Origin of the sequence: Synechococcus sp. CCY 9618, assembly GCF_019038415.1 — a bacterium.
GTDB lineage: Bacteria > Cyanobacteriota > Cyanobacteriia > PCC-6307 > Cyanobiaceae > Cyanobium.
Window position 1 is genome coordinate 76,863 of record NZ_JAFKRG010000011.1, and the last position, 16,025, is coordinate 92,887.

Here is a 16,025-nt window from a genome sequence, read left to right on the forward strand (position 1 = left end):
TCAGCGGGGCCTCAGCAGGGCCAGCCCCGCCAGGATGCCGGCGGCGGCGTTCTGTACCCCGAAGTGCTCGTTGACCCGCGCCCGGGCGGCGGCCCCCATCCGGGCGGCGGCGATGGGATCGGCTGCCATCCGCCCCATGGCCGCGGCCAGTGCCGCTGGCTGGCCGAATGGGGTCACCAGACCTGTGCAATTGTTCAGCACCAGATCCTCGGCGCAGCCCACCAGGTCGCTGACGATCGCCGGCAGCCCGCAGGCCATGGCCTCATTCACCACCAGACCCCAGGTCTCACCGTGGTCCGAGGGGAGCACGAGGGTGTCGGACGCCGCGTAGGCCGAGGGCATCTCGGACTGGTTGAGGAAACCGGCGAAACTCACCGGCAGGCCGTGCCGCTTCGCCATGGCCCTGCAGTCCTCCTCTAGCGGCCCGGTGCCCACCAGCAGCAGATGCACCGCCGGGGTCCGTTGTTGGGCCAGGAGCATTCGCAAAGCCTCGAGTAGATCGAGCGGCCGCTTCTTGGGCTGGAGCTTGCCGGCGAAAAGAAAGCAGAAGGCCTCCGGTGTGATCCCCCAGCGGGTGCGCAGCTCGTGGCGCCGCCGGCGCAGGGAGTCGGAGTGATCGCCGAAATAGGCGTTGTCCACGAAATGGGGCGAGAGCACCAGGCGTTCCTGAGGCACGCCGTACTGGCGGTACCAGCGGCCATTGGCTGAACCCACGGGAAGGCCCACCGAGACCCCCCGGAACAGGAACCAGTAGGCAAGGGACAGGGGCCAGGGTCTGGGACGGAAGGCATTGGAATCCATCCGCAGCAGCACCGGCAGGCCCTGGAGGCGCGCCGCGAGGAAGAGCTGCACCATGCCGAGGAAGTGCCAGCCGGTCAGCAGCAGGGCATCGGGCCGCTGCCGGCCGGGCCCGAAACCAAGCTCTGCCAGGGGTCGCGCCAGCCGCACACCCCGATAGCCGGCGTTGATGCCTTGGCCTCGCCCGCTGGCGGCTTCGTGCCACTGGTAGCCATCCAGCAGCGGCACGTCCCAGCGGAAGGTGACGCCGAATCCCAGCCCCTGGGTCTCCGCGTCCGGCAGGGTGAGGTAGAGCACCTCGCTGCTCACCCCGGAGGCGGCGGCGAGGGCCTGGAACAGTGGTGTCTGGTACTGGATCGGATGGCTCCCCGCGATCAGCAGCCGAGGTTGTCGGGTGGGCAGCAGGGCCGGTCCTCTTGCCTGAAGGCGCAGAGCCCAGAGCAGGCCGAGGCTTTCGGCCAGCAGGGTGGGGGGAATCCACCAGGGGTGGCGCAGATGGTGGCGGCTGCGCACTGACGCCAGCCAGCCACGGAGGCACTCCGCCAAGGCCACAGGCAGGGGCCGGGTGCGCAGCTGGAAGTAGTAGCGCCCCACGGCGTGGTCGGGTTTCACCGTGGTGAGGTGCTTGCCGTAGCTGCGGGTGCCGCCCCGCTCGGCCCTGAGATGGTGGATCAGGGCCTCGGGGACGTACTGGATCGGATGGCCGGCCTGGCGCCAGCGGTGGGCGAATTCGGCCTCGAACCGGTAGGCCACCTTGACGAAGTTCTGGTCGAAGCCTCCCAGCGCCAGGGCCTGCTTTCGGGGGATGGCCACGTTGCCCCCCATGAAGGCCTCCACGGGCTGGGATCTGAGGCTGTTGAACAGGAAAGGACCGTCCTCCGGATCGCTGCGGCCGTTGTGCCATGGCTGGAGCACCCGGCCCGCGAGCATGGCCCGGTCGTCCTCCGCGCCCGCCCTCCGGTGGGCTGTGAGCAGTTGAGGGTCGGGGAGGATGTCGTCGTCAAGGAACAGCACCCGGTCGCCCTGGGCTTCGAGCAGGGCCCGGTTCATGGCCCCGGTGATCGAAGGGACCGGCAGCCGCAGCCAGCGGATCCGGCCCTCCTCCTGCCAGGCCGCCAGCTGCGCTTCACAGTCCGGATCATGGTGGGGGGTCTGGTCGACCACCAGCAATTCGAAGGGCGGCGGGTCGAGGCCCAGCAGGGCGGTGACGCTGTCGACCAGCACCTGATCGCGGCCGTAGGTGGGAATGGCGACGCTGAGGGTCATGGCAGGGTCGCCAGCTTCAGCCGGGCCTTGAGGTGCAGGGGGTTGAGTGCAAGGGTCCGCCGCAGGTAGAGGCGCGCCACCTCGGGATGGGCGTTCGCCAGACAGGCGCCGATGAAGTAGGCCCCATCGGCCTGACGGCGGGGGGCGGCGCGGCCGGAGCGACCGCCTCGGCAGCGTTCCGCAAGGGCTTCGGCCTGCTTCAGCCAGGGGGCTTCGTCCCGGCTCTCTCGCCGGGCCCGGGTGGCCGCCACGATCAGGCCATAGAAGGCCTCCTGCTCCGGGCGGTGGGAGCCGCTGATCGAACCGGGGGACAGGGTGGCCTCGTAGAGCACCTCGGGAACCACCAGATGGGCACCGTGCTCCACCATGCGACTCCAGAGGTCGATGTCCTGGGCGAAGTAGAACATCGGCCGGTAGCCGCCGGCTTGCTCGTAGGTGCTGCGTCGCAGCATCACCGAACCGTGGCAGCCGGGGCCGGTGAGGCCATCGGCCAGGGCCGCGGCCTCCGGCGCGTTGACCCGCACGGTGGCGCCTTCGGGCACCACCAGGCGCACGTGGCTGGAGCAGAGGCTGGCCTCGGGGTGCTCCTCCAGGCAGCGGAGCTGGCGCTGCAGCCGGTCCGGCAGGGAGACGTCGCCCGCATCCTGGCGGGCGATGAACTGGCCCCGGGCCGCCTGGCAGCCTTCGATCAGGGCGCGTGTGAGCCCCCGGCCCTGACGCTCGAGCACCCGCAGCCGCGGGTCGGCGGCGGCGCGCGCCGCCAGGATCGCGCTCGTCCCGTCGGTCGACCCGTCATTGACCACCACGATCTCCAGGGCCACCCCCTCCTGACCCATGAGGGAATCGAGGGTGGCCGCCAGGCTGTCCGCGCCGTTGCGCACCCCCATCACCACCGACACCGTCGGGGCCGGGCCGGGTTCGTGCTCCACAGGCTCCAGGGTCACTTCAGGCCATGTTCCCCCCTGGGGCGGCGTTCCGGCCGCAGCCGTGTCCGGAACGCCATGGTCAGCCGGGCGGCCCGGCCCCAGCCGAGGCTGACGGCCAGCAGGCCATAGAGGAGAAATTCCAGTCGCCGCGGCAGTTGGCCCGAGCCCGTGCGCCGGGCCAGCCGGAACAGCTGCCGGGAGGCCTGCTCCGCTCCGGCCGCACCGCACTGGCGGCTGAGCAGGAAGGCGGAGCGGGCGAAGCGGGCCATTTCCGGACCGTGGCGGTCGACGCCGGCGGCCAGGGCGCTGTCCAGCAGGGAGGCCTGCGCCCGGGCCCGGTCGGCCAGCTTGCGGGGGTCCAGGTGGCCCCGATCACTGAGATGGTCCTCGTCCATGTGGATGCGGCGCACGGAGACCTCCCCCGGCACCCACACCAGGGGAGCCCCGGTGGCGCCGGCCCTGCCGTCGTATTCCCAGTCCTCCTCGTTGACCCAGGGCTGCCAGGGGCCGATGCGGTCCAGCAGGTCGCGGCGGTAGAGCGGAGAGCTGGTGGTCCACCAGCGCTCCAGCAGCAGCCTGGGGAACAGCCGCTCCAGCCGGGTGCCGGTGGCGCGCATCGGACCCCGGCGCTGCACGGGCCGCCGCGAATGGTCCTCCTCCAGGCTGGGGCCGTAGGCGATCCGGGCCTCGGGGTCACGGAGCAGGGCCCCCACCTGGGCGCGGAACTTACCGCTCAGCAGCAGGTCGTCGCTGTCGAGGAACTGGATGAATTCACCGCGGCAGTGCTCCAGTCCGGCCTGGCGGGCGGCGCCGGGGCCGCCGTTGGGCTGGTGCAGCACCCGGATCGTCCCGGGATGGCTGGCGGCCAGCCCGTCGGCCACCGCTCCGGTGTCGTCGCTGGAGCCGTCGTCGACGATCACGATCTCGATCGGCCGGTGATCCTGAGCCAGCACACTGTCCACCGCCTCTCGCAGCAGGGCGGAGCGGTTGTGCACCGGGATGATCGTGCTCACCAGGCCGGCCACGGGCGCCGGGCGCAGGGCGGCGATGCGCTCCAGGGCGGGCCGCTGCATCACGGCCCGGGCCCGCTCCAGGTTGGGGTTGTCGCGGCGGTGCTTGAGGGGCTGGCCCCGGTGCCAGAGGTGCACGATCGGTTCATACCCCCAGATCCAGGCGGGCCGGGTGAGGCAGCGGTCCCAGAACTCGTTGTCCTCGCCTCCCCAGCCCACGAAACCCTCGTCCATGCCGCCGATGGCGGCGTAGGCGGCGGCGGTGATCGCCATCGATCCGCCGGCCTCCAGGTTCTGGACGATCGCCTCCGCCGGCCGGGCCCCGTAGTCCTGGGAACCGGCCAGGACCCGCTCGCTGTGGGCTTCATCCAGATAGAAGACGAAGCGCTTCGGGTTCACCACCGCATAGCCGCGGCCGATCCGATCGAGGAGCCGGCGGCTGTAGCCGGCCGGCACGAGCATGTCGTTGTCGTGCAGCAGCAGCACGGGCGCCCGGGCTTCCCTGGCTCCGAGATTGAAGCTGTGGGAGCGGTTGTAGGGGGCCTCAGGGTCGGCCAGGGGGCCATGCACGTGGCGCACCCAGGGGGGCAGTCGGCTGGCGATGCGGGGCTCGCTGTCCTGCTCGATCACCAGACATTCCAGGCGCACGTCCTCCTGGGCGGCGAGGGATTCCAGGGTGGCCAGCAGCAGGGGCAGCCGTTCGCTGCCCCGGTGACCGATCAGCACGCTCAGGTCCGGCGGTCCCTCCTCCCACAGGGGCGTGCGCCGTCGCCGGATCGGCGCCTCCTCCAGGCAGCGCTCCAGCAGGCGTCTCCCCAACCGGGGCGCGACCCCGGGGGCATGCAGCCGGGAGGTGTAGCGCCACAGACAGGCCTGCCCGCGGCCATCAGGGGCGGTCTCCAGCCGCTCATTCCGGTTGGCGATCCGCAGATGGGCCGGCGCGCCGGCGCGCAGCAGGTGCTCGTAGCGGAGGCGCTCCTTCAGCCACACCCCCAGTCGCTCCTTCCTGGACGGTCCCGCTGCTTCAGCCATGGGGCTCGGTTGGGTGATCGCGGGGATGGTCCAGGCGGGCGGCCGCGTCCAGCAGATCCCCATCATCCGCGCCGGCGCTGAGGCTGTGGGGCCATTCGCTGCCGGCGCTGCCATGGCGGAAGCGTCGTCCCAGCAGGCGCCGCAGATCTTCGCCCCGGCCGCTGCCGAGCCAGCGATCCAGCAGGCCGGCAGGGGCCGCTGCCGGTTCCGGTGGGGCCGGGGGGGCAGCGCCGTCACGGCGTGGAGCGCCCGCTGCCAGGCCGCCAGGGAGGCCGCCTCGCTGTAGCGCTCCGCCACCAGGGCATGGCCGGCACGGGAGAGCCGCTCCAGCAGGGCCGGCCGCCGCAGCCGCCCCAGCAGCTCGGCGGCGGCTGTGACATCCCCGCAGGGGAACAGCAGGGCCGTGTCGTCATGGTGAAGGGCTCCCTCCAGTCCCGACCCCACATAGCGGCTGCTGACCACCGCCATGCCGCTGGCCATGGCCTGCCAGGCCACGATCGGGCCCGTCTCCCAGGCGGAGGTGATCACCAGGGCATGGTGATGGCCGTAGATCCGATCCGCCAGTCGCTCCTGGTCGACGTGGCCCAGCATCCGCACGCTGCCCTGCTCGATCCACGGCCTTAGGGCCGCCTCCAGGGCGGGCCGCTCCTCGCCGTCGCCGGCGATGCTGAGCTGCAGGTCGATGCCGCGCGCCCGGAGCGCCGTCAGCAGCGGCGGCAGATCATGCACCCGTTTCTGGGCCTGCTCCAGCCGGCCCACCCAGGCCAACCGCAGGCTGGAGGCGGGATCACCGGCCGGGGCCTGCCAGGGCCGCACCGGCACGCCGTAGGGGGCGTACAGCACCCGTGCCGGCTCGATCCCGCCCCTCTCGCTCGCCAGCCGGCAGGCCAGCCGGTTGGTGGCGATCACCGCATCGATGCCGGCGCCGTGGTGCCGCAGGTCATCGAAATAGTCGGCCTGAAGCGCGTGCAGCGTCATCACGACCCTTCCCCGGAAGCGGCCCTGGCGGCGGGCCCTCCGCGCCGCCGGGTAGAGGTCCACCAGATTGACCCCGAGCACGAGCTCCGGGTCAAGCTCCTCCAGCAGGGCGGCGATGGCCCGGATCCGACCTTCGGCGCTGCCGCTGGGGTTGCGGATCGCCCGTGCCGCCAGGGCCGGATAGGCGCGGGCATAGGGGCCGTGGCGGTGATGATCCCCCTCGGGCACCGCCACCGTCACCTCCAGGCCCCCGGTCCGCAGGCCCGGCACCAGATTCGCCAGCCAGTCCTGGACGCCGCCCAGCAGGTAGGCCGAAGGAGCGAGAACCAGCAGCTTCATGGTGTCCGGTCCGGGTAGAGGATCCCTGCTCCGGACACCTGCGGCGCCGGCACGGGCAGATGGGGCAGGGGAGCCATGGCCCTCACGTGGCCGCCAAGCTGGCGGATGTAGATGCCCTCCGGCGCCGGGCAGGGCTGCCACTTGCTGAAGAAGCTCTCCTGGTTGGCGGAGGTGTACTTCCCCCAGACCCGCTCCGACTGGCCGTCGAAGGAGGTGCTGGCAGGCTGGTCGTTCGCATGGTGCAGGTAGGGGCAGGACACACCCTGGATCGTGACCCCGGCGAGGCTGGCGCGGGCGGTGTAGTCCATGTCCTCGAAGCCGATGCCGCTGAAGCTCTGGTCGAAGGCGCCCACCGTCTCCCAGCACTGCCGGCCGATGGCGAAATGGGACCAGGTGTTGTTGAGCAGGGTGAGCTCCACCCCCTCCCATTGCATGGCCTCGGCCCAGCGCCGCAGCCAGGGGTCGATGCGCAGGTCGTCGTTGAGCACCAGGGTGGTGGCCGTGGGGCTGATCTGGAGCAGTTCGTTCCAGAGCTGGCAGAGGCCCACCACCCGATCGTGAAGCAGGAAGCGGCAATGGGGCGGCTCGCCGCTGGCCAGCTCCCGGCAGAGGCGATCCAGGTAGCGACTGTGGCTGGCGGGATCGCCGTGACCGTTGACGGCCACCAGGATCGGCACCTCCGGGAAGGTGCGCCGCAACGAACGGTACAGGGGGCGGAAGTAGCTCTCGTAGCGGGCTTCGAAGGTGGTGATGGCGATCGAGAAACGATGGCCGAGGGGCTGTTTCGGGGGCAGCAGGACCCTCGGGATGCGCCGGCGGCTGCCGTGCAGCACCCCCCGGGCGGCGAGGTAGAGGCGCAGATTGAGAGAGGCGCGGTCCATGGCTTCGGTGTCGGGTTCGCCTCAGTGCTGAGCCAGGGCGTCGATCGCCTCCACCAGGGCGCGGTAGCGCTCCCGGGGGCGGATGTGGTCGTGGAAGCAGCGGTCACAGTCCTGCCGCCGGGCCTCCAGGTCGGTCCCCAGGTGATGGGCCGCCGCCAGGAAACCGGCGCCGTCGTCGACCATCACGCCGCAGCCGAAGTCCTCGACGAACTGGAAACTCCTCTGGCGGCTGCAGATCACCGGTACGCCCATGGCCAGGTACATGCAGAGTCGGTTGGAGCTGATGCCCATGCTCTGGAACTGGGGAGCCGGATTGGTGTACACCGCCAGGCCGATGTCGTAACCGACGGCCGATCGCCAGGCCTCCTGCCAGGACAGCCGGCCCGTCTCGATGTGGAGCCGGCCGCCCAGGCTCAGGCGGCGCAGCAGGTAAAGGGCCAGGGGATCGACCCCCAGGGGCTGGATCACCGCACATAGAGAGGGATCCTCATGCAGGGCATCGAGCAGCCAGTGGGCTCCGGCGGTGAGATTGAATCCCCCCGAGATGGCCAGAGTGAGGGCGTCCGGCCCGATCCCCCAGCTCCGGCGCAGCTCGCGGCGTAGCTCGGGATCCCGCGGCGGGGGCTGGCGGAAGCAGCCGGGGTAGACCAGCACGGGCTGGGACGCCGGCAGCCCGGCGTAGTCGCGCACCAGGGGCACCCGGTGCGTGTCGTTGACGATGGTGAAGCGGGCCCGGCGATAGGCGCCCAGGCACAGACCCTTCCAGCGCTCCGAGCGTGGGCCCCGGTAGCTGCCGGCGCGGATCTCATCCCCCAGCACGAAGGAGGGGCGGCGGTGCAGCCGGGCCAGCACGCCCACCAGGGCGATCGGATCCTCGGTCGTGCCCGAGAAGCAGGCGTAGCGCCGCCAGCGGGGGCGCCAGGCCTGGGTCAGCAGCCAGCGCATGGAATAGGCCACCGGGTGGGTGGTGACCCGCTCGCCGTAGGGCTCCGTGCTGCCGCAGGGCCCGGGGGCGAACACGTGCACGTCGTGGCCGGTCTCCAGCAGGGCGGAGATGATCGCCTCGTTGGGGGGCGAGTGGAGCAGCTCAGGCACCAGCAGGAAGTGGGCCGCGATCGGCCGTGATGGTGGGGAACCGGTCATGGCGGAGAGGCGGCGGTCAGAGCGCCCTGGGGGTGCGGGTGGTGCTGAGATCGGTGGGCAGGTCCAGCCGGCCGGCGCTGTAGTCCTCCAGCAGGCGGTGGGTGTAGGAGCGGATGAAGTCCACCGGGAAGTCCTTTCGGCCCGGGGTCGACGCGGTTTCGGTCTTCTCCCGGGCGGTGATCCGGTCGTACCAGTTGTGGTAATGGGTGATGGTGCCGTCAAGGCCGTAGAAGTTGCCCAGCCCGTAGCGCAGGTAGGACAGCTCGTCGCTCCACACCGTGGGGGGGGAGCTCGGTGTGAACAGCGGCGCGCTGGCCCGGTTGGACACGTAGACCTCCATCGGCACCCAGCTGAGCCGCTGACGCCTCAGCTCGTCCGGCAGGTGGTGGGTGATGTGGGGGCCATGGAAGTCGATCGCGTAGTGGGGCCGCGGCCAGCGGCCCCTGCGCCGCCAGTGGAGCCGCAGGCAGCGGCGGAAGCGTTCGGTGTGCATCAGCAGGAAGGAACTCTCCGGCATGCCGGCTCCGAAGGGCCGGGTGAGGGGGCCGCAGCCGATGTCCTGGGGGGACACCAGCGCCACCCCATCGGTGAGCCGCGAGCGGCACAGGGGGAACCAGTGCGGGTCCAGCAGGATCACATCCGCGTGGATCAGCAGGGTGAAGGGAGAGCGGGACCGGCGCAGCAGGGTGTTGAGAGCGTCGGGCTGGCTGCAGCGGCGCACGACCACCTCGGCGCCCCGATCCCGGGCGATGGCCACAGAGCGGTCGGTGGAGCCGTTGTCCAGCACGCAGAGCCGGGTAGGGGTGCCCCTGGTGGTGGCCTGCAGGGCCTCCAGGCAGTGGGGCAGGAACAGTTCGCTGTTCCAGCTGGTGACGCCGACGAAGAGTTCGGGTGTGCTCATGGCCTGGGCAGCAGTCGCAACCGACGCAGCAGCCGTACAGGCAACTGCCCTTCGAGGCCTTGGAGCCGCTCCCCGAGGGCGGACTTCTCGTCCAGCAGCCTGCGAACCAGTCCATCCAGCTGCTCGCTGGCGCCGTATCGGGCGTAGATGGTGGCCAGCTCGGCGGGAAAGCGTTCCCCCTGGCGCCGGGTCTTGACGGTGGCGTAGTAGCGCATGGCCCCCAGTTTCTCCTGGGTGGCGATGCCGCTGCAGCGTTGCGAGAAGCGCCACCACAGGTCGTAGTCCATCAGCAGGCTGAGGCTCTCGTCGACCCCGCCGGCCTCCTGCCAGAGGGAGGCACTCCAGAAGCAGCTCTGCTGCAGCAGGAAGCAGTCGTTCTCGATGGCCTGCAGGGTGTCCCTGGAACCCTCCCTGGCGGGCACATGGCGCAGGAAGTGCTGGTCGGAGCTGATGATGTCGCCGCTGCCGATCACCCAGCGGCCCGCGGGATGGGCCGTGAAGCACTCGAGCACGGTGCGGAAGGCCCCCGGCAGGTAGAAGTCGTCGGAGTTGAGCCAGGCCAGGATCGATCCGCTGGCCCGGCGGAAGCCCTTGTTGATGGCGTCGGACTGGCCCCGGTCCGGTTCTGAGATCAGCACCCGGATCCAGGGCCGGTAGCGCTCCAGCACCGCCGGTGTCTCGTCGGTGCTGCCGCCATCGACCACAATGATTTCGACGTTGTCGTAGCCCTGCCAGAGGATCGAGAGCAGGGTGTCCTCGATGTAGGGCCCCTGGTTGAGGGTGGGGATCACGATCGAGAAGAGCGGCCGGGCCGGATCGGTGCGGAAGCTCAAGGGCACGGCGGGGTCCGGGCTCTTGGACCAGCCGTAGAGGGGCCGGGAGCTGGGCAGCGGCAGCTCAACCATGGTGGGCTCCGGCCGCGACGGCCCGTTGCATGCACGCCAGCAGCCGGGGCGCCACGTCATCGATGCAGGATTCGCGCAGCACCCTGGCCCGGCTGCGCTCCCCAAGTTGCCGGCGGGTGTCCGGGTCGGTGCTGAGCCTGTGGAGCGCCGCGGCGAAGGCCCCCAGATCCAGATAATCCACCGCAACGCCACAGCTGTCGGCCACGAAGTCGACGATGCCGCCCCCGTCACGGAAGCAGACAGTGGGTACGGCCGCGGCCGCCGCCTCCAGGGCCACCACCGGATAGGGGTCCTCCCGGGAGAGAAGGCCGTGGACGGCATACCGCCCGATGATGGCCATGCCCGAGGGCATCGGCGGCAGCAGCAGCACGTGCCGCTCCAGACCCAGCAGGCGCAGGTCGCGCCGGGTCACGATCACCTCCTCCTGGGTCGGGGAGGCGCCGAGCCAGACGGCGAGAAAGGGCTGGCCGGCGAAGACCCGCACGCATTCCCTCACCAGCAGCGGAAAAAGGTCGAACCCCTTGCGAGGGATCGCCTGCCCCGCGAAGCCGAACACGAAGGTGCCTGCCGCCAGGGCCTGCTCCAGCGGAGCCAGCAATGGATGCTCGGGCATCGGCGCCACCGGGACACCCGTTGCCGCCGCTGCGGGGGGGGCGAAGGGAATGAACCCCGGAACCACGGCGCAGCGCTCGAGCGGCAGCCCGTGGTGGGCATGGAGGGATTGACGCACCCCTGCGGCGCAGGCCACCACTTCGCTTGAGAGGGCGAGCTGACGCGCCACGTCGTCCGGGGTGCTCATGGTGGCCAGGGTGGTGTCCAGCTCGTGCACGTGGGTGAGGCAGGCCGGTCGCTTCGGGTCCGCGCTCAGGCCGCGGAGATGGCGGCCCAGCACGAGGGTGTTGAGGTAGAGGAGCTCGGGTCTGTGGCGTTTCACCGCTGCCGCCAGCAGGTCGGCGGGGCTGGCGGCCGCTCCTCTGCCCAGTCGGCCTCGGATGCGCTCGCCCAGGGGCTGGAACAGGGGCCGGCTCCAGGCCGTGGTGGGTGCCAGGGCTTCGAACTCCTCCCGCAGCGGACCATCACCCATCAGCGCCACGGAGGGTTGAATGCCGGCGTCGTGCTCCATCAGCCAGCGCAGCAACCAGAGCAGCAGCAGGGGAGCGCCGCTGCGGGTGGCCATGTGGGAGACGAACAGCACCCTCATGGGGTGATCACCTGCTTCCAGAAGATCAGGGTCAGCAGGAAGGCCAGGCTCCTGGTGCGGTCGCCGCCGGCCGCATGGGCTTCGAGAATCCGGCCCACCAGGGCCGGGTCCACCAGATCCCCGATCACCTCTGTGTGCTGCCTGAGAAAGGCGAGCATGCGGGGATCCCGATACCAGTCGGCGCTGAGGTCGTAGCTCACGTAACGGGCCCGCCGCAGGGGGGGCGTCCAGTAGAGCGGCGGCGCCTTGGTCAGCATGCGGTGCCGATCGAAGCCGTTCTCTTCCGGGAAGGCCAGCAGCTCCGGGCAGTTGCGGGCGATGGCGTGGCGGTGCCAGTTGGAGCCCAGCTTCCAGCCATCGGGCAGATTCCAGATCGTCTCGATCCAGCGACGGTCGTGGAAGGGGGAGCGCCAGGCGCTGGAGGCCCGGTACATGGCGATGCCGTTGGCATAGAAGTTGGGCACCCGCTGCTCGAAGTAATAGCGGGTGAGTCCGTCCAGAAACTCTCCGTGGCAGAACCCGCTGAGGCGGTCGGCGCGCCGTTCGCTGCCCTCCCCGGCCAGCTCGGCGGCCAGCTGGGGAGCCAGGTGGCCCAGTTCCTCGGCGAGGAACGTCGGGTGGCGGGCCAGTTTCATCCGCCAGAACCGGCCCAGGGCGGCTTCGGGGGCCAGGGACGCCAGCCGGCCCAGCCAGCCCCGGTCGAAGTAGTAGGAACGGGCGAATTCACCCAGCGTTCCGACGAAGAAGGTGGCATCCGAGGGGATGGCGGCCTTCAGCGGATAGAGATAGGTGTGCCAGTGACAGGCGGGCTTGGTGCCGTTGGTGAGGCTGGAAATGGTGGGGGCGTGGGCGAAGAATTCCTCCAGATCCAGGCTGATCAGCTGGTGGGGGAGCCCGAAGCGCTGGGCCATGCGGCGGGCCACCTGCACGTCGGTGGCCTCCTCCCGTCCTGTGGTGATGAGATGGGGCCGCAGGCCCAGGTGCAGCATGGAGGCCAGGATCACGCGGGAGTCAAATCCACCCGAGAGGGAGAGGTAAGGGGTCTCACCGGCCAGTCCCGCCATTGCATTGTTGAGAGCATCCACGGCAGCGTCCGGATCGGCAGGGCCGGGCTGAATCCGGTCGATCGTTGCCACCGAGCTGAGGCTGAGCCGCCCGTCGCTGCCATGGAGAATGCTGCCCGGCGGCACCCGATGGATCTCCGGGTGGAGGGTCTGGTTGTCGGTCAGGTTCTCGAGCTGGCAGAGATCACCGAGGGCCTGCCAGTTCCACTGCCAGGCCAGGCCACTGCGGCGCAGGATGTCCGCCACCCGGTCACCATGGAAGAGGCGACCCTGCTGCTGGGTGTAGAAGTAGTGAGTGGCCCCGACCGGGGATGTGATCACGGTCACGTCGCCCCCGCCACTCTCGATCACCAGGGTGTATTCGCCTTCCGTGCCGGCGAGGGCCCGGCTCCCCTGCCGCAGAAAACGACCGAGCAGGTCGGCTTCGCTGCTGTCGCAGTAGCCGATGCAGGTGAGCCGGTGATCGCCGAGCTGGATGGTCATGGCGATTCAGGATTTCAGGCTGGTGAGCATCGTCTTTCCGGCGCGCTTGATCCGGAACCGCAGCTTGCGGAGGCTTTCGCCCAGGGAGCTGTCGGGCGCGTCCTCCAGGGGCATCCCCGCCCAGGGAGTCTGCTGGCGGATCTCGAGGTAGCGCTGGCGCCAGGGGTGGCTGCAGCGATGGTTCCAGGGTTTGGCGACACCGGATCCGGCGAAATGGATCACGGCCGGACGGGCCCTGGCCGCTTCGGCCTGACGACCCAGGGACGTGGCGGGATCGGCGTAGTCCGGATGCAGCCACAGGTGGGGCAGGGCGTTCCAGCGCCAGTCCAGGGGGCTCCAGTGGGCCTCCAGCAGGGAATTGAGCACATCCTGATCCCAGTGCTTGATGCGCTCGGGATGGGCCTGGGCGAAGGCCAGGCCGGTGCCCAGAATGTTGTCCTGTCGCCAGCGAGCCAGATTGATGAGCATGGCTCCGGCATTGAACACCAGGGACCCCTCGGCGAGGGCAAGCCTCTGACGATCGAATTCCTGATTGTGCTCTTCGACCGCAGCGATGCTGTTCTCTCCCAGTGACGACTCCCACAGCGGAGTGAGCGAATCGACGACGATCAGATCGGAATCCAGATAGATCACCTTCTCCACCGCATGAGGGAGTGCGGCAGGCAGCAGCAGCCGGAAATAGGTGGCCAGGGTGATATGGCCGAAGACGGGAAATCCCGCGAGCATCTCCTCATCGAGTTGGATGAAGGACACCGAGGGAAGAAAATCTCCGAGATAGGCAGCCAGGCGAGCCCTTTCAGCAGCATCGATCACCCCATGCATGATGTAGACGCTGATGGCTTCTTCGGGGTTGGCAAGGCGAAGAGACTTCAGCATCACGGCACAGTGCCGGATGTAGTTGTTGTCGATGGTGCAGGCGATGATCATGCGGAAGGATCCGTTGGTTCATGGAACCCGGGACCGGGATGGTGGCCCCTTCGCTCCTGGCGATCAATCCTCCGTGCCCCGACAGGAAGGTGGGTTGTCATCAGCCCTGGGACATCGCCACAGTGGGCTGCTGGGGATGTTTGGACTGGTCGTTCCACAACCGGGCATAGAGCCCGTCGTGGGCCAGCAGTTCATGGTGCCGGCCGCGCTCCACGATCCTGCCCTCCGACATCACACAGATCAGGTCGGCGTTGACGATGGTGCTGAGACGATGGGCGATGACCAGCACGGTGTGCTGACGCTCGAACTGCTCGATGGCCTGTTGCACCAGTCGCTCGCTCTGACTGTCGAGGGCGCTGGTGGCTTCGTCGAGAATCAGCAGTTCGGGATTGCGAAGAATGGCTCGGGCCAGGGAGATCCGCTGGCGCTGGCCGCCGCTGAGGCGATAGCCCCGTTCGCCGATCATGGTGTCGAAGCCTTCGGGCAGGTCTGAGATGAAGCCTGCCGCCTGGGCCTTGGTGGCGGCCGCCATGATCTGATCCTTCGTGGCGTCCTGCACACCGAAGGCGATGTTGCTGGCGATGCTGGCATTGAACAGGAAGGTGTCCTGGCTGACGACACCGAGACGCTGCTGCCAGCTGGCCAGATCGATGCAGCGAAGATCGAGGTCGTCGACGAGGATGCAACCCTCGCTGGGGTCGTAGAGACCCACCAGCAGATCGGCGATCGAGCTTTTCCCTGCGCCGCTGGAGCCCACAAGGGCGACAGTCTGGCCCCGGGCGATGCGCAGGTGAATTCCGGAGAGGGCTGCGGGCAGGTCGGGGGCGTAGCGAAGGGTGACATCTTCGAGCTGGATGGCGTCCCGCAGGCTCGTGAACGGGGTGCCTCCCGTGCGTACGAACTGCTTGTCGTCATTGCGCAGAATCTCGTTGAGGCGATCCACCTGGGCGGCATTGGAGGCGTAGCCGGCCGCCAGGCTGGTGAGGGTGCCGACCCTCTGATTCAATCTCTGCAGGGCGATGATGAAGGTGACCAGGCTTGGCAGAATGCCGCTGCTGCGGTCCTTGAAGACCACCAGACTGAGGGCAGCGATCAGGGCGATCGAGATGATCGGCAGCATGTTGGAAATAGGCTGCACGATGTTGGTGAGCTTGCTCTGCCGGATCGAGAGGTATTGATTTTCCGTCAGCAGGCCCAGCAGCCGTTGTTTGGACCTCTGCAGCTGGCCGGTGCTGTGCAGCAGGCGAAGACCCTGGATCTGTTCGGTCTGCTGACTGGAGAGCTCCACGTTGATGCGTTGCTGATGCTGGGCATTCGTGCGGATGCGCGGCAGCAGAACCTTCTGAACGGTCTGCATCACGGCGGCCATGCCGAAGGCGACCAGCAGCAGCCAGGGTGAAATGGCCACCAGGATGACCAGATAGATGAGCAGCTGCAGACCGTTCATCACCATCGCGTTGGCCAGCGCGATCTCCTGGCCGACGGTGCTGCCCCCTGAGCCCACGTAATTGAGAAGGTCACCGATGCGGTAGCGACTGGCGCAGGGGAAACTCAGCGACAGGACCCGGTCATTCAGCTTGGCCGTGATCTCTGAACCAAGGCGGGCACCCATGGTGGCGGTGCTGATGCTGTTCACGTAGCCGGTGGCCGCCATCAGCGCCTGAAGCCCCACGGCGCTGGCGAGCAGAAGGATGAAGATCCCGTTGCGGCCGGCCTGGGTGCTCAGTGCCGTGTCGAACCAGGACTGGAGTGAGGGGAAGTGGCGGAGAGATCCGAGAATGGCGAGGTTGCTCCAGTCACCGTTCTCGGGAGCGCTCATGAGACTCACGGCGAGAAAAATCACCCCCAGGGTGGCGCCTTCGCTCAGGCTGGCCACCAGGCTGGTGCCGAAGTTGAGGGAGAGGAGCTTCCAGTATTTCTTGACCGAGTGCCTGATCAGACGTGCGGCGGGTTTCTGATCGGTGAGGGGAGCCAGCAGGGGAAGGGAGAAGCGTCGGCTGATGCGATGGAGAGATGGCATCAATGGCGAGGCGGGATGTGAGTTGAAAAAACGTGAGATCGTCGGAAAGCGTTCCAATGATCAGAGGATTTGATCACCGGAGGTTGACACATCAACGGACGGCGCATCATCAGAATTCAACTTTAAACCCTGGTCGCAGGGCCACAGGAAG

Annotated in this window: 11 protein-coding genes; all 11 read right to left on the minus strand. The window is 69.0% G+C overall.

Annotated features, from left to right (window positions below; genetic code table 11):
- The 11 genes from KUG41_RS03845 to KUG41_RS03895 all read right to left on the minus strand — a co-directional run bounded on the left by KUG41_RS03845 (nucleotide 1) and on the right by KUG41_RS03895 (nucleotide 15,874).
- Nucleotides 1-2,064 (minus strand): glycosyltransferase, encoded by a 2,064-nt coding sequence (locus tag KUG41_RS03845; RefSeq protein WP_216901267.1) that lies wholly within the window; start codon nucleotides 2,062-2,064, stop codon nucleotides 1-3.
- Nucleotides 2,061-3,008, minus strand: coding sequence for a glycosyltransferase family A protein (locus tag KUG41_RS03850; protein WP_216901268.1), 948 nt, complete (start codon nucleotides 3,006-3,008; stop codon nucleotides 2,061-2,063). Before KUG41_RS03850 ends, KUG41_RS03845 begins: the two co-directional genes overlap by 4 nt.
- Nucleotides 3,005-6,349, minus strand: coding sequence for a glycosyltransferase (locus KUG41_RS03855; protein WP_216901270.1), 3,345 nt, complete (start codon nucleotides 6,347-6,349; stop codon nucleotides 3,005-3,007). The genes KUG41_RS03850 and KUG41_RS03855 overlap by 4 nt, the downstream gene beginning before the upstream one ends.
- Entirely contained in the window at nucleotides 6,346-7,230 is an 885-nt protein-coding gene (locus tag KUG41_RS03860) for a glycosyltransferase family 2 protein (protein ID WP_216901272.1), read from the minus strand. Before KUG41_RS03860 ends, KUG41_RS03855 begins: the two co-directional genes overlap by 4 nt.
- A gap of 21 nt (nucleotides 7,231-7,251) precedes the next feature.
- Nucleotides 7,252-8,373, minus strand: a complete 1,122-nt coding sequence (locus KUG41_RS03865) for a hypothetical protein (RefSeq protein WP_216901274.1) — start codon at nucleotides 8,371-8,373, stop codon at nucleotides 7,252-7,254.
- Between the two features lie 16 nt (nucleotides 8,374-8,389).
- Nucleotides 8,390-9,274, minus strand: a complete 885-nt coding sequence (locus tag KUG41_RS03870; RefSeq protein ID WP_216901276.1) for a glycosyltransferase — start codon at nucleotides 9,272-9,274, stop codon at nucleotides 8,390-8,392.
- A complete protein-coding gene (locus KUG41_RS03875) occupies nucleotides 9,271-10,179 on the minus strand; it encodes a glycosyltransferase family 2 protein (RefSeq protein WP_216901278.1) in 909 nt (302 codons plus the stop codon). The genes KUG41_RS03870 and KUG41_RS03875 overlap by 4 nt, the downstream gene beginning before the upstream one ends.
- Complete coding sequence (locus tag KUG41_RS03880; protein WP_216901280.1) at nucleotides 10,172-11,380, minus strand: glycosyltransferase; 1,209 nt, start codon at nucleotides 11,378-11,380, stop codon at nucleotides 10,172-10,174. The genes KUG41_RS03875 and KUG41_RS03880 overlap by 8 nt, the downstream gene beginning before the upstream one ends.
- A complete protein-coding gene (locus tag KUG41_RS03885; protein ID WP_216901282.1) occupies nucleotides 11,377-12,927 on the minus strand; it encodes an asparagine synthase C-terminal domain-containing protein in 1,551 nt (516 codons plus the stop codon). The genes KUG41_RS03880 and KUG41_RS03885 overlap by 4 nt, the downstream gene beginning before the upstream one ends.
- Nucleotides 12,928-12,933: 6 nt before the next feature.
- The gene (locus tag KUG41_RS03890) at nucleotides 12,934-13,854 is read right to left on the minus strand and encodes a glycosyltransferase family 8 protein (protein ID WP_216901284.1); all 921 of its coding nucleotides are present in this window, start codon (nucleotides 13,852-13,854) and stop codon (nucleotides 12,934-12,936) included.
- 100 nt (nucleotides 13,855-13,954) lie between these two features.
- On the minus strand, nucleotides 13,955-15,874 hold the full coding sequence (locus tag KUG41_RS03895; RefSeq protein WP_216901286.1) for an ABC transporter ATP-binding protein: 1,920 nt from the start codon (nucleotides 15,872-15,874) through the stop codon (nucleotides 13,955-13,957).
- Nucleotides 15,875-16,025 lie beyond the last annotated feature (151 nt).